This is a genomic window from Roseburia lenta, from assembly GCF_014287435.1.
GTDB lineage: Bacteria > Bacillota > Clostridia > Lachnospirales > Lachnospiraceae > Pararoseburia > Pararoseburia lenta.
On record NZ_JACOPG010000002.1, the window covers coordinates 659,497 to 674,078 of the forward strand.

A 14,582-nucleotide genomic window follows, 5' to 3' on the forward strand; every position below is an offset into this window, starting at 1 on the left:
TATTTACATTTATCTATATCAAATTTATGTTGTTTTATATTATTTTTATTATATAATAAGTGGAGGAAAACCTGATGAAACTTGCTTACTCTTGGAAAACGGCGAATTTTTTTAGTGGAGGAATTTATGTCAGAAGATCATACAAAAATAAACTATGAATTTTTAGATTCAACTAAGAATTTTATATATGAAGCAAGAGAAACCGGAAAGACACATTCCTCTTTCCAATATGAGATCATGCTATTTTATTCTATTAGAAATGGAGATATTGACGGTGTCAGAAAAGCGCTTGACTTGTATAAAGAATCTGGACTGATTATTGGGCACATGTCAGATAATCAATCCAGAGAAATTCATTACTGGGCAGTTGCCACCATTGCTGTTGCCATTCACTATGCAATTCTTGGTGGCTTGGATGAAAGTGAGGCTTACCAGTTAAGTGACCAATATATTCAGGAGATTGATTACCTTCAGACAATGGAAGAATGTATTGATTATCTCTGTGAAAAAGCCATTGAGCTTGTTTCAAAAGTGAAGGAAAACAATATTCCACACACTTATAGCGACCTGATCAATCGTTGTATGCATCTGATTCATATCAATCTTCACAGCCGGCTTAAGATTGAACAATTATCCAATGCTTTACATGTTTCCCGCGATTACTTATCTCAGGCTTTTAAAAAAGAGACCGGTATTTCTCTGCACCAATATATCCTGAATCAGAAACTTGATGAATCACAGAAAATGCTATCTTCCGGAATGACCATAAATGAAACAAGTTACACCTTATGTTTTTGTAATGAAAGTCACTTCATCCAATTGTTTAAGAAAAAATATGGGATCACTCCTGCAAACTTTATTCGTAGTCTTGAAAAATTTTAGTATCTTTTTTAAGTGTAAAACTAAGGATTTCGTCTTTTGAACACAAACTTTTAGTAATATACTAATATCATTAAGAATATATATTGAAGTATTGTCATTTATAAAATTTTTCAAACAACTGATTTTTATCTAAAAATAACTATCTTTTCTTTCTTCGTTGCGGGATGTCACCCTATAAAAATAGAGATAATACATTCTGACTGCGAGTAAATCTCGCGCAGTACATATTGTCTCTATTTTTACATGACTTATAGTTTTCGCAAATGTTCCCTGCGGGAATCGAACCCACAACTAGCGCTTAGGAGGCGCTTGTTATATCCATTTAACTAAGAGAACAAATACAGGTCTGCCAAAACAGACCTTTTTATTAAATTAAAACTCCACGGTTCCCTGCATCCAAATGTTGCCCTTAAATCTACGACCAACCTCTGGGAGTCCCAATAGATCTTTTGCATTGATGCAAACATCAAACTCCAGATCATTACTTTCCAGATGCATCACATACAACTCTTCCATGGTAACATAATTTGTTAATTTATGGAACTCTTTTATTTGACCGATCACAGCAAATTTATCACTTTCAATACCATATGGCATAAAGGTTGTCTTTACAATGCTATAAACATCTTCCTTCGTGACACGCTTTGATATCATGGAATAGGTATCCATATCATCGATCGTCAGACTCTCGATCGCATCCTCATCCCCTTCTCTGGCTGCCGCCACGAGTGAAGTACGATCTGTCGTCTTTTTATCTGTCTTTTTTACGGTAGGCTCTGCCACCGGAAGTAATATCTTTCCCTCCAGCGAAAGTCCCGTCAGATAAGATCTGCGAAAACGATTTCCATCATAACCATGGCTGGACTTTTGCAGATACTCGATCGCATTCTGTAAGTAAAAGATCAGATTTACGCCAAGCCGCATCTCATCACAAAATCCCTGATAACTTTCTTTATCCGATTGCTTGATGATCTCCAGTTCCGCATCTGTAGAAAAATTACCGCCCTTACAATAAGGAAAGTAATAATCTACTTTGAAATTGTCATCCGTATCATATACACCACGAATGGCAATTCCCGTATGTTCGCACACTTCAAAATCAAGTTCTACAAATTCATTTCCATCAGAATCCAGGGCTACTTCATGGCTATCAGGCTTGCGTATCGCTTCATAGATCAAATGATCCAGTTCGTCTTTTGTAATATTGGAAAATCCAATCGCCTGTAAATAACTATGCATAAATTCCTACTTTCCTTACTTGTTACTCTCAAGCGCAGCATCGAGAGCCTGTTGTTCTTCCTCTGCAAGCGTAATGATGGAATTGCCGTCAATGATCTCTTTTACATATGTATAGCAGCCCTCACGACTGTGAACAGCATTAAGGACAAATCCGTCATTCTTCTCATTTAACATGGCAAGTGAAAAAGAAAGTTTTCCTCCCATCTCCTGAAAAGCATCATACTTGATGAGTCCGTACTTCTGAAAACCAAACTTCATTCTCTTGAACAAAGCATCAATGTTTCTCTCATTTGCCGCATTATTCTCGATCAGTTCATCTACCTGCTCCAGTCGATATACAAGTGTATCTTCCAGTGACTTGGCATTCTTACCACTCATAAAGATTGCATATCTTTTCTTTAACTTGCTCATCTGCACCACATTGATGATCATGAGGATGATCAAAAGCAAGATAACTGCTGCCATACCAATGACAACATAATCGGTACTGATTCCTAAATATTCTTCAAACATAATAACACCAACTTTTCTTTCTTTGTATTTTACAGAACATTTGTTCTATTCATGACGGATAGACTGAAACAGACCTACGATACGATCCAACTCATCCTGTGAGTAATACTCGATCTCTACTCTACCCTTTTTGTTATCCTTTGGCACGATAGTTACCTTTGTTCCCAGTGTCTTTTTCATCTGCTCCTGCAATTCTGCATAAATAGCCTCAAGTCTCGGATCGATCTTCGGCTCTTTTACCTTGTCACTGTCTTTCTCATTTTGCAGACGCTTTACTTCTTTTTCTACATCACGCACGCTGAGTTTTTCATCAAAAACACGCTGTGCAAAATCGTACTGCTTATCCTTATCTGTAATACCAAGAATGGCTCTGGCATGACCGGTGGAAAGCATTTCGTCAATGACCATCTGCTGTACACGCTCATCCAACTTCAAAAGACGCATAGAGTTGGTAACGGCTGTTCTACTCTTTGACACACGCTCCGCTACTTCATCCTGTTTCAGATTGAACTCATCCAAAAGTTTCTTATAAGCAAGGGCTTCCTCAATCGGATTTAAGTCCTCACGCTGGATATTCTCGATCAAAGAAATCTCAACGATTTCCTGCTCTGAAAGATTCATAACGATAACAGGTACTTCTTTCAGTCCTGCTTTCTTTGCCGCACGCCATCTACGCTCGCCGGCAATGATCTCATAATAAGAATCTTTTCCGTTCTTTACTTCATGCACCCAAAGTGGTGATAAGACACCATGCTGTTTGATAGAATCTGCTAATTCCATCAGAGCATCTTCATCAAATGCTTTTCGTGGCTGCTCTGCATTTGGCTCGATCTTGTCAATGCTTACCATTGCTTTTGCATTTTCTACCGCATTCTGATCTGATACTTCTTTTGCACTTTCTATTGGTTTACTTGGAATTAAGGAATCCAGTCCTTTACCTAATCCTTTTTTTGCTGCCATGCCTAGACATCCTTTCTCTCAATAATTTCCTTTGCCAAATTACGATAACTCTCTGCTCCGGAAGACTTTGAATCGTAAAGATTGATCGGCAGTCCATGGGAAGGAGCCTCTGCCAAACGAACATTTCTAGGAATGATCGTCTGATAAACCGTAGCATTCAGATTTTCTTTGACAGTATCTACAACATCTGATGAAAGATTTGTTCTTGCATCGTACATGGTAAATACCACACCATCAATCCTAAGATTTGAATTCAATCTTTCCTGTACCAGGTCGATCGTATGGATCAACTGGCTGATTCCTTCCAATGCATAATACTCACACTGGATTGGAACAAGAATTGAATCTGCTGTTGTCATAGCATTGACGGTAAGCATGTTCAATGATGGCGGGCAATCAATAATGATAAAATCATAATCGTCACGAATGTAATCTACTGCATTCTTTAAAATATATTCTTTTTCATTGATGCCCAGCAATTCGATCTCCGCTCCTGCTAAGTTTACATTAGATGGAATCAAAGATAAATGCTCAATATTTTCCACTTTTGTCATACTCTCTCGAATGGAACATTCTCCCAGCATCAACTCATAAACTGTATTTTCTATTTCTTCTTTATCAATACCAAATCCACTGGTCGTATTTCCCTGCGGATCCAGATCGATAACCAATACCTTCTTACCCAACTCTGCCAGACATGCTGACAAATTTATAGATGTCGTTGTCTTACCAACGCCACCCTTCTGATTTGCAATTGAGATGATTCTTCCCATCTGATGAAACTCCTTTTCTTTCTATTCTCTTATCGTATATTCTTATTTACAACGATACCAATTATAGCACTTTTATAGAACTTTAAAAAGCGATTTTTCCTAGTAAAATCAAGCCTTTCACTATATATAATACTAGATATTGTCTATTCACATTATCCACATTAGAATGTTTCACGTGAAACATTTTTACAAGATATAGTAAAATCATCTGGAGTTTATCCAAATCTCAACACTAAATATTGTGGTCATTATTTGTGGATAAGTATATATATATATAATGTTTCACGTGAAACATCTCATCCATAGTACCTATATCTAGTGTTTCATAAATATTTTTCTTTTCTAGATATTGTCATATCCTGATTTGTTTTCTATAATTAATAGATAAATACAGGAGGATATTTAACAATACTACCATGAACTATAGGATAAGGAGTGTATATGACTTTAATAAAAAAGAAAGAAGATGAATTTTACAGTCCATGGCCAAGGATAGTTTCAGTCTCTCTTGTCATCGCACTGCTCGGAACAATCCTTTTTACCATACTCTATCTACATCTACAAATTGACTGGATAGAGTCGCTTGCCATCACATTTTTTACAACAAGTTATCATATCGTGATAAGACTGTTGTCTCCTCTTATACTAAGCCTCCTGTTTCATCATAAGTATAACTACCAGATATGGTGGTTTCAACCAAAGACATGGGAGACCAAACTATACAAAGGACTTAAAGTAAAACAATGGAAAAGGCAGGTCATGGTCTTTGATCCAAGCCAATTTTCTTTAAAAATACATAGCATACAAGAGGTCATCAATAATATGTGTCATGCAGAACTTGTGCATGAACTTATCATGCTATTTAGCATCTTGTCCATTCTCTTTACCATACCTTTTGGTGCCTTACCGGTATTCTTGATCACGGCAATCTGTGCTACCCTATTTGATAGTATGTTTGTTATGATCCAGAGATACAACCGACCAAGACTTGTCCGCATCTATGAAAGACAGAATAAATAAAAAATGAGGGTAAACATATTGGATTGTTTACCCTCATAATATATCAAGACATATACTTACTGATATAATGATCCAGTTCCAATTTTGCTCTTCTCGGATCACTTATAATATAAGAAGAAATCGTTTTTAATTCTTTTTCATGTGAAACATCCTTCAACTGCTCTTGGTTGTTCTTGGTGTCCTTTACCTCTTCCAATGCTTTTTCGCAGTCGGATAATTTTTCATGCACTCTGTCTATCTCAGAAGAAAGATTTATTTTATCTTGGTTCAATCCTACCAGTAATTGTTGCAGTTCCTGTATACGGGACTTGTTTTTTTGATTAATATCTCTTGGTGTGAAATCAGAAAAATAAGAATTATCCTCCTCATCCAAAAGATCTAAGAATTTTTCATTTTCTTTAATTTTGCTAAGGACTAATTCATAGTCCTCATCCAGTTCTATTTTTTTAGCGATCAGTTCTTCCTGCTGCTTCTTTAGAAATTCGTAAACCATATTTCATCCTTTGATATTTATATATTTTATCACGTTAATACACTACCGTATTAAATATTTTTTAATACATAATTAGGATATTTAACTCCACCTATATTCTATAATATTATGACTTAGCATTGCAAGAATTCTACCTTAACAAAACAAAATAAATTATAGAAAAATTCTAAAAGTTTTCAGAAAATATTTGATAAGACGCATAAAGTACACTATAATAAAAAATAATAGGATTAGAAAATTTAGGGAGATCAAATATGGGTAAAAAACATTCCTTATTAAAAACAGTGCTTGCTGCAACGGCTGCTCTCTATGCGACCAACACAGCGATCGACTATCATGCAAAAGATAAAAATCTTTGTTCTACGGCAAAGGGTGATTTTTATGATTTTAAATATGGTCGAATCTATTACACCAGGCAGGGTCAGGGCGCTCCTCTCCTCTTGCTCCACAATTTAGATACCATCAGTTCCGGTTATGAATGGTCCAAGATTCTGAAAAAATTAGAAAAGGATCACACCGTATACACACTGGATCTTCTCGGATGCGGCAGATCAGACAAGCCATCACTTACTTATACGAATTTTTTGTATGTGCAGTTGCTGACCTCCTTTATCCAGGATGTGATCGGTGAAAAGACAAATGTCATTACCAGCGCAGATGCTTCATCCATTGCCATCATGGCAAATCAAATGAATCCTGATCTTTTCGATCAGATCATTTTGATCAATCCGTCTGACATCCATCAGATGAAGATGGAGACCAACCGTTTACAGATGACGATCAAAAATATCCTGTTTGCACCACTGGTCGGAACAGCCCTCTACAACTTTTATGTCAGTGAAGATCATATCCGTTCTATCTTTGACAAAAAGTATCTGAGCCGCCCACTACAGGACAACAAGAAATTTACAGATCTGTATTATCAGTCTGCACACATCCATAAGAGTAACGGCAGATTTTTATATGCCAGCAAAAAATGTTCTTATACAAACGTGGATGTGACAAGAGCCATCACAGACAAAGATAATCTTCACATCATAGAAAGTACAGACCGAAAGAAAGCCATCAGCATCGCAGAAGAATATGTAAAGAAAAATCATGCGATCGATGTCACATACATTTCCAATTCAAAATTACTTCCAATGTTAGAAGTACCGGATCAATGTCTGAAGATCATTCAGAATTATCTGGCATAAAGTAACACGATTGACTTACACAAGATGGGACATGCTTATGATAGAAAATACAAAGGAATGCAAAATCTGTCACAAATTATTATCCGCTGATTATGAGGGCGACGTCTGTCCGCATTGTCAGGAGGAAGACCTCTTTATGCGTGTGAAAGATTACATTCGATCCAATGTTGTAAATGAATATATGGTAGCAGATCATTTTCAGATTTCCATAAAAAAAGTGAGAAACTGGATCAAAGAGGGGCGTATCGAATATGTAGAAAAAGATACACAGATCGTCGGCACCAAATGCCAGCGTTGTGGCAAGCCGGTTTCTTTCGGAACACTCTGTCCGGATTGTATGCGCCTCATGAATTACAACAATAAAAAAATCCAACTTACACCGGATTTCAAAAGTCAGGAAGACGATCGTATGCGTTTCTTGGAATAATAAAAATGGGATAAGAATTTCCTCTTATCCCATTTTTATGTCTTTAATGTAATGGATCCTTAGAAGGCATCCCCGCTTTTCTCGGATAAGCCTTTGGTGTCTTCTTTTCTTTTTGAATGACTACAAAAGACCTTTGCAGATCAGAATCCGGCAAAGAAAATTTGTGCACATCCGAAACTTTTCCACCCAAAAGATAAATACCTTTCTTTCCCTGATCCAGTTCTTTATCAATATTTGATGACTTGTAAGAGATAAAGACTCCGCCTACTTTTACAAATGGTAGACAATATTCTGACAAAGTCGAAATATTAGCAACGGCACGCGATAGGCATAGATCAAACTGCTCTCTGTAATTCTTGTTGCGCGCTGCTTCTTCTGCCCTGCCATGCACTGCCTCAACATTTTCCAGACTAAGTTCATCTATGACATCCTGCAAGAACAAAATACGCTTGTTCAAGGAATCCATGAGTGTGATCTCAAGTTCAGGAAAAGCAATCTTAAGCGGAATACCGGGAAAACCTGCACCTGTACCAAGATCAAGTACTTTCTGAGATTTATGAAGATCTGCAACCTCAACCAAGGACAAACTGTCTAAGAAATGTTTTTCCACAACCTCATCAAATTCCGTGATTGCCGTCAAATTCATGACCTTATTTTTTTCTATCAGCATTTCATAATAAATAAGAAATTGCTTGATCTGATCTTCTGATAAGTTAATGTCAAGTTCCTGCAATCCATGATAAAATCGATTTAAATTATAATTCATACACTTTTCCAATCTTTACTCTATATTATGTTCTTTCTTATAATCATAACTTTCCAGATAAACCAAAAGTACGGAAATATCCGCAGGTGATACACCGGAAATTCTGGAAGCCTGCCCTATACTAAGTGGCCGCAATGCCTCCAACTTCTGGCGGGCTTCAATACGAAGACTCGGAACGACTTCATAATCAATATTCTCCGGTATCTTCTTTGACTCGATCTTTTTAAAGTTCTCTACTTGTTTTTGTTGTCTTGTGATATAGCCTTCATATTTGATATGAATATTGACCTGCTCTCTCACTTCCGGGTGGAGGCGAGGCCTCTCCGGATCAATCGGCGCCAGACATTCATAATTCAGTTCCGGTCTGCGGATCAGATCTGCCAAAGTCACACCACAGTTCAAAGGTATGCTTCCCTGTGATTCAAGAAAAGTCTGTACTTTTTCATTGGCACCGATATGAACACTATGCACGCGCTTGATTTCCTGCTCGATCAGACGCCGCTTTTCTTCTACCCAGGCAAAACGCTCATCAGAGATCAGACCGATCTTATGACCGATCGGAGTCAAACGAAGATCCGCATTATCCTGGCGCAACAGCAGACGATACTCTGCACGGGATGTCATCATACGATATGGCTCATGGTTTTCCTTTGTCACAAGGTCATCGATCAAAACACCGATATAACTTTCAGAACGATCTAATACAACCTGTTCTCTTCCTAAAATTTCAAGAGCAGCATTGATACCGGCAAGAAGTCCCTGACAGGCAGCTTCTTCATATCCACTGCTGCCATTGAACTGTCCACCACTGAAAAGTCCTTTGATCTTTTTAAACTCAAGTGTGGCATAAAGTTGATTGGCATTGATGCAATCATATTCTATGGCATAAGCATTGCGGACGATCCTTGCGTGCTCCAATCCAGGAACCGTATGATACATGGCGTACTGCACATCTTCCGGGAGTGAAGAACTCATACCACCGATATACATTTCATTGGTATTGAGGCCTTCCGGCTCCACAAACAACTGATGCCTGTTCTTATCAGCAAATTTTACGACCTTGTCCTCGATGGAAGGGCAATATCTCGGACCGGTGCCCTCGATCACACCGGAATACATTGGCGAACGATCTAGATTTGCGCGAATGATCTCATGTGTCTTTTCGTTTGTATAAGTCAGATAACAGGACACCTGATCTATCTGCACATCCTCCGGGTCTGTGGTAAAGGAAAATGGAACAACTTTCTCATCTCCAAACTGTTCTTCCATTTTGTCGTAATCAATGGTCGAACCGTCTATTCTTGCCGGAGTACCTGTCTTAAAGCGGTACATTTCAATACCATTTTCCACCAAAGAATCCGTCAGATGATTAGCGGCCTTTAAACCATTCGGTCCGGTATGTTCGATCACATCACCATAAAGACAACGGGCTTTCAGATAAGTTCCGGTACAAAGAACACATGCCTTACAATGATAGATAGCACCGGACAAAGTCTTTACCCCGGTGATCTTTCCGTCTTCTACTATGATCTCACAGACTTCTGCCTGACGCAGGGTAAGATTTTCGGTATTTTGCAAAGTCTTGCGCATCTCCATACTATAGGCAGCCTTGTCCGCCTGAGCACGGAGAGAATGAACTGCCGGACCCTTGGATTTGTTGAGCATCTTGGATTGGATAAAAGTATGATCAATGTTGATACCCATTTGTCCGCCAAGAGCATCGATCTCTCTTACCAGATGTCCCTTAGAACTTCCGCCGATATTTGGATTGCACGGCATCATAGCCACACTATCCATGCTGATAGTAAAAAGTATGGTATTTAACCCAAGTCGTGCTGCGGCAAGAGAAGCCTCACATCCGGCATGACCCGCACCGACAACAACGACATCATATGTTTCTTCTATTACTGGCATAATTTTTCCTTCCTAATTATGGGCACTTTCTATTTTCCGGTACAAAACTTTGCAAAAATCTCATTTACCAAGTCTTCCTCTACCGACTCACCAATGATAATACCCAAACTTTCATAAGCATCCATAAGATCGATCGACAGAAAATCTTCCGGCATATCCATAGAGATACTTTCCACAACATGCTTTAAACTCTCATTTGCATCAGAAAGCGCTGCAATATGTCTGGCATTGGTAAGAAATACCTCATTACTGTCCATGATCTGACCTGTAAAGAACATATCTGTGATCATTTTCTCCAGATAATCCAATCCCTGACCATTCTTTGCAGAAAACGGCAAAATGTCCTGTGACAGATATTTATGGATCTCGTCCGCATCCACGACCGGATCCAGATCCGTCTTATTTAAAAGTACAATAACTTTGAGATCTTTGATCTTTTCCATAATGGCAATATCATTTTCATCCAATGGTCTTGATGCATCCACGACATAAAGGATGAGGTCAGCATTTTCCATGGTATCATATGCCTTTTTGACACCAATCTTTTCTACCACATCTTCTGTATGGCGAATACCCGCCGTATCAATAATGCGAAGGGAAATACCATTCAAACTGATCTGCTCCTCCAAAGTATCACGAGTTGTTCCGGCAATATCAGTAACGATCGCCCGGTCTTTTCTGGCAAGCAGGTTCAAAAGAGAGGATTTTCCGGCATTTGGTTTGCCAATGATCGTCGTCTTAATGCCCTCTTTTAACATAGAACCATTATCCGCGGTTGCAAGCAAATGCGAAATCTGATCTATGATCTCCTGTATCTTTGGTAAAAGTTCTTCCCCATAACCTGTAATGTCTATATGCTCCGGGTCATCCAAAGCCGACTCAATATAAGCGATCTCATAAATGATCTTAGACCGCATATCCTTGATCTGATCTGAAAAAATGCCCTGCAACTGATTGATGGAATTGTGAAGAGCCAAGTTGGAATTGGAAGAAATCACATCCATAACAGACTCTGCCTGGGAAAGATCGATCCTGCCATTCAAAAATGCCCGCTTAGTAAACTCTCCCGGTTCCGCCGGTCTTACACCCTGCGCTATAACGGCTTTTAAAATCTCCTGCATGACAAGTGTCCCGCCATGACAATCGATCTCAACAGTATCTTCTGTCGTATAAGTACGCGGAGACTTCAAGACCAGTACCATAACTTCATCTATGACCTTATCATCATAAACGATATGACCATATTGTACGGTATGAGACTCTACTTCCGTCAGTTTATGTTTTCCTTTATAAATTCGATCAACTTTTTCAATCGCATCCGAACCACTCACACGGATAATACCGATACCGGCATTTGTCATGGCAGATGCGATTGCACAAATAGTATCTGTCTTATACATAATCAATTCCTTATAAGAAAAAATTGGACCTTATCCCCATTTATTATGAAGATAAAGTCCAAAGATTTCAACCCATTTATATTATTTCTTCAGGGTAATAACAACATGTCTGTAAGGTTCTTCCCCTTCAGAATGTGTTACAACATACTTGTCATTCTGCAAAGCAGAGTGAATAATTCTTCTCTCATAAGGATTCATTGCTTCCAAAGAAACCGGACGCTTGGTTCTCTTTACCTTATAAGCCATGTTCTTGGCAAGGTTTTCCAAGGTTTCCTTTCTTCTTCTACGATAATCCTCTGTGTCGATCTTTACACGAAGATAATTGTCTGACTTTCTGTTGACAGCAAGGTTTGTCAGATACTGGAGAGAATCCAATGTCTGCCCGCGCTTACCGATCAGAACGCCCATCTCAGGTCCCTTCAATTCAATGTCGATCACACCCTCGATCTCATCAAACTTCGTGATGATCTCAACTTCTAAGTTCATCTTATCAAAAACTTCTGTTAAGAAATCTTTTACAACATCTTCCGGTGTAGACTTCTTTGCAACCTTGATGACTGCATCTTTGCTGCCAAAACCAAGAATACCGTTGCTGCCTTTTTCGATTACTTCATATTCAATCTGATCACTTGTTGTTCCAAGAGAAACCAATGCATTTGTGATTGCATCATCAACAGTTTTTCCTCTAAATTCTACAAATTCCATGATTTTAAACCCCCATTATTTATTATTACGCTCGTTAAAATCTTTTACCAGATTGGCTTTTGATGCCATAGATCCGCTTGCAGCATGTGCACGCGCTTCTTCTGCCTTGTTCAAAGCATCAATCTTGTCAGAAGAAATGTTTGCCTTTGAAGCCATGCTGTTGCTCTTTGTATTCATCTTTGCTGCTTCATAGATCTGTGCCTGACGGATACCGCGCTGCTCTTTCTTCTTTGCTGCTTTTTCTTTGTTCTTTTCAATAATATCATCCAGATTGATCTTCTCAAAATGCTTGTTCAGTAAGATCTGCTGAACGATACGGACTACAGAACCCATGGTCCAGTACAAAACAAGACCTACCGGACAGGTGAAGGCGATGAAAAGTGTCATCAAAGGCATCATCATGTTCATTGTCTTCATCTGCTGTGCCATCTGATCTGCCTGTGCGTTGCCGGATCCGGAAGTATCCTGTGTAGGCATCAACTTCATATTGACGACCTGTCCAAGATAAGAAACGATTGGAACTAAAAGTGCTGCAATGAGGAGTACCCAATACTTATCAGCCCATGCTGTCTTCATCAGATTCCAAGGTGTATCGGAAATATTTAAGATGAACATGTAGTTGATATCTTTTAAGTTTGCGGCTGTGGTTGCGATGGAGTCAGAAAGATTAGGAAAACTGTCTGCCAGAGCGCTCCAACCGGATTCACTCAATTTGTAAAGAACATCAATGATAGAATTGCTCATTGCTGTACCGGTTGCATCTGCATGAAAAGCAACATTCTTAAGACCTGCACTCTTATAAAGTGCTTCCATGGTCTGTGCATAACCATCGGTTGCCATAATGCCGTTTACAACATCGGTAAAAATGTCCTTTACACTGGTAATGTAAGCCGGTACGTTCCAGAATACACGGTAAAGTGCAAAAAGGATCGGCATCTGAATGAGCATCTGTAAACAAGAACCCATTGGAGAAACACCGTATTTGTCATAGACCATCTGTGTTTCTTCCTGCTGTGCCTGCATAGAAGCAGTATCCTTTTTATTCTTGTACTTCTTCTGGATAGCATTCAGTTCCGGCTGCATCTTTCTTGTAAGCACAGAAAACTTCTGCTGCTTATAAGTCAGCGGGAACAGACACAGGTAAATGAATACCGTAAATACGATGATGGTAAGGGCGATGCTGTTGATATGACATACGGAACTAAGAAAAACGTATATCTTATCCATGATCCAGCCGAGTCCTTTAGCGATTGGTCCTAAGATCGCACCATCATAAGCAGTTAAATATAACTCTGTCAATGTTAAAAACCTCCATTTTATGGAACAGGATCATAACCACCTTTTGAAAATGGATTGCAACGAAGAATACGCCAGGCAGCCAAAGCTCCGCCTTTAAAAAAACCGTACTTCTCCACAGCATGCAGACCATAGGTCGAGCATGTGGGATAATACGGGCATTTCGTTGTCTTCATTGGCGAAATATACTTTCTATAGAATTTGATAATCCAGATTAAACCATTTTTCAAAATTGATTGCATATTCTTTTCCAATTATTACCTATTTAATATGTTGTGAAGACCTGCAAGATGAAGCAAAGCATCATTAATTTCATGATAAGAACAATCCCTTGCCCTGTTTCTTACAACGACTACGATATCCAAACCACTATTGAACATCTCTTCATGTAGTCTATAACTTTCTCTGATCAGTCTCGTCAAATGATGTCGTACTACACTGTTTCCTACTTTTTTACTAACAGAAATTCCAATTCGATTTGTGGATCCTTGATTCTCGCATACGTACATAACTAAATATCGATTTGCTTTGGATTGTCCGTTTTTATAAACATACTGGAAATCGGCATTTTTCTTTAAAGAATCACTGAATTTCACTAATATCCACTCACCTTTCCATGACAAAAAGTCTCTCGAATTGGGTCATGATCGTTTTTGATAAAAAGAAGAAAGACCACAGGGTCTGTGGCCTAAGCTGATAATTTCTTTCTACCTTTTGCTCTTCTAGCAGCCAATACTTTTCTTCCGCCTGCTGTACTCATTCTTGAACGAAAACCATGTACTTTAGATCTCTGTCTCTTTTTTGGTTGAAATGTCATCTTCATAGTATCCACCTCCCTTTATGAAAAAACATCGCTATCATTATAACAAAAAAAGTCTCAAAGTCAAGCAAAATCAACATTTTTTAGGTATTTTACCTTTTCCACAATTTTCTAAAATTCTCTTGATAAAGTGGATAACTTTGTGGATAAGTGTAAAATTTAAAAACATTCATCCACA

At 38.5% G+C, this 14,582-nt stretch carries 17 protein-coding genes and 1 tRNA gene; 4 read left to right on the forward strand and 14 right to left on the reverse strand.

The window, feature by feature from the left end:
• Window positions 1-126 precede the first annotated feature (126 nt).
• The gene (locus tag H8R94_RS07160; protein ID WP_186854243.1) at window positions 127-882 is read left to right on the forward strand and encodes an AraC family transcriptional regulator; all 756 of its coding nucleotides are present in this window, start codon (window positions 127-129) and stop codon (window positions 880-882) included.
• Window positions 883-1,146: 264 nt separating this feature from the next.
• Here the strand turns inward: H8R94_RS07160 and H8R94_RS07165 are convergent.
• The 5 genes from H8R94_RS07165 to H8R94_RS07185 all read right to left on the reverse strand — a co-directional run bounded on the left by H8R94_RS07165 (window position 1,147) and on the right by H8R94_RS07185 (window position 4,367).
• Window positions 1,147-1,218: transfer RNA gene (locus tag H8R94_RS07165), tRNA-Arg, on the reverse strand.
• 36 nt (window positions 1,219-1,254) lie between these two features.
• The gene (locus H8R94_RS07170) at window positions 1,255-2,121 is read right to left on the reverse strand and encodes a DUF3881 family protein (protein ID WP_118280646.1); all 867 of its coding nucleotides are present in this window, start codon (window positions 2,119-2,121) and stop codon (window positions 1,255-1,257) included.
• A gap of 15 nt (window positions 2,122-2,136) precedes the next feature.
• On the reverse strand, window positions 2,137-2,634 hold the full coding sequence (locus H8R94_RS07175) for a DUF4446 family protein (protein WP_186854244.1): 498 nt from the start codon (window positions 2,632-2,634) through the stop codon (window positions 2,137-2,139).
• Between the two features lie 45 nt (window positions 2,635-2,679).
• Complete coding sequence (locus H8R94_RS07180) at window positions 2,680-3,594, reverse strand: ParB/RepB/Spo0J family partition protein (protein ID WP_118280648.1); 915 nt, start codon at window positions 3,592-3,594, stop codon at window positions 2,680-2,682.
• 2 nt (window positions 3,595-3,596) lie between these two features.
• Window positions 3,597-4,367 carry a ParA family protein gene (locus tag H8R94_RS07185; RefSeq protein WP_186854245.1) on the reverse strand — a complete coding sequence of 257 codons (771 nt, stop codon included), beginning with the start codon at window positions 4,365-4,367 and terminating at the stop codon, window positions 3,597-3,599.
• 441 nt (window positions 4,368-4,808) lie between these two features.
• On the opposite strand from H8R94_RS07185, the gene H8R94_RS12180 reads away from it, so the two are divergent.
• Complete coding sequence (locus tag H8R94_RS12180) at window positions 4,809-5,387, forward strand: glycosyl-4,4'-diaponeurosporenoate acyltransferase CrtO family protein (RefSeq protein ID WP_118534934.1); 579 nt, start codon at window positions 4,809-4,811, stop codon at window positions 5,385-5,387.
• A gap of 43 nt (window positions 5,388-5,430) precedes the next feature.
• Here H8R94_RS12180 and H8R94_RS07195 read toward each other — a convergent pair whose 3' ends face one another.
• Window positions 5,431-5,880, reverse strand: coding sequence for a hypothetical protein (locus tag H8R94_RS07195; RefSeq protein WP_118534933.1), 450 nt, complete (start codon window positions 5,878-5,880; stop codon window positions 5,431-5,433).
• Window positions 5,881-6,134: 254 nt separating this feature from the next.
• Here H8R94_RS07195 and H8R94_RS07200 point away from each other — a divergent pair, with 254 nt between their 5' ends.
• On the forward strand, window positions 6,135-7,076 hold the full coding sequence (locus tag H8R94_RS07200) for an alpha/beta fold hydrolase (protein WP_118534932.1): 942 nt from the start codon (window positions 6,135-6,137) through the stop codon (window positions 7,074-7,076).
• A gap of 37 nt (window positions 7,077-7,113) precedes the next feature.
• Complete coding sequence (locus H8R94_RS07205) at window positions 7,114-7,503, forward strand: FeoC-like transcriptional regulator (protein ID WP_118534931.1); 390 nt, start codon at window positions 7,114-7,116, stop codon at window positions 7,501-7,503.
• Between the two features lie 43 nt (window positions 7,504-7,546).
• On the opposite strand, the gene rsmG is transcribed toward H8R94_RS07205, so the two are convergent.
• The 8 genes from rsmG to rpmH all read right to left on the reverse strand — a co-directional run bounded on the left by rsmG (window position 7,547) and on the right by rpmH (window position 14,407).
• Window positions 7,547-8,269, reverse strand: coding sequence for a 16S rRNA (guanine(527)-N(7))-methyltransferase RsmG (rsmG, locus tag H8R94_RS07210; RefSeq protein ID WP_186854246.1), 723 nt, complete (start codon window positions 8,267-8,269; stop codon window positions 7,547-7,549).
• Between the two features lie 15 nt (window positions 8,270-8,284).
• Complete coding sequence (gene mnmG, locus H8R94_RS07215) at window positions 8,285-10,183, reverse strand: tRNA uridine-5-carboxymethylaminomethyl(34) synthesis enzyme MnmG (RefSeq protein ID WP_186854247.1); 1,899 nt, start codon at window positions 10,181-10,183, stop codon at window positions 8,285-8,287.
• A 29-nt stretch (window positions 10,184-10,212) separates the two neighbouring features.
• Entirely contained in the window at window positions 10,213-11,583 is a 1,371-nt protein-coding gene (gene mnmE / locus H8R94_RS07220; RefSeq protein ID WP_186854248.1) for a tRNA uridine-5-carboxymethylaminomethyl(34) synthesis GTPase MnmE, read from the reverse strand.
• A gap of 81 nt (window positions 11,584-11,664) precedes the next feature.
• Complete coding sequence (gene jag / locus H8R94_RS07225) at window positions 11,665-12,288, reverse strand: RNA-binding cell elongation regulator Jag/EloR (protein ID WP_118280657.1); 624 nt, start codon at window positions 12,286-12,288, stop codon at window positions 11,665-11,667.
• A gap of 15 nt (window positions 12,289-12,303) precedes the next feature.
• A complete protein-coding gene (locus H8R94_RS07230) occupies window positions 12,304-13,587 on the reverse strand; it encodes a YidC/Oxa1 family membrane protein insertase (protein ID WP_243098660.1) in 1,284 nt (427 codons plus the stop codon).
• Window positions 13,588-13,604: 17 nt separating this feature from the next.
• On the reverse strand, window positions 13,605-13,826 hold the full coding sequence (gene yidD, locus H8R94_RS07235) for a membrane protein insertion efficiency factor YidD (protein ID WP_186854249.1): 222 nt from the start codon (window positions 13,824-13,826) through the stop codon (window positions 13,605-13,607).
• 15 nt (window positions 13,827-13,841) lie between these two features.
• Window positions 13,842-14,180, reverse strand: a complete 339-nt coding sequence (gene rnpA / locus H8R94_RS07240) for a ribonuclease P protein component (RefSeq protein ID WP_118280712.1) — start codon at window positions 14,178-14,180, stop codon at window positions 13,842-13,844.
• Window positions 14,181-14,272: 92 nt separating this feature from the next.
• Complete coding sequence (gene rpmH, locus H8R94_RS07245; protein WP_005334681.1) at window positions 14,273-14,407, reverse strand: 50S ribosomal protein L34; 135 nt, start codon at window positions 14,405-14,407, stop codon at window positions 14,273-14,275.
• Window positions 14,408-14,582 lie beyond the last annotated feature (175 nt).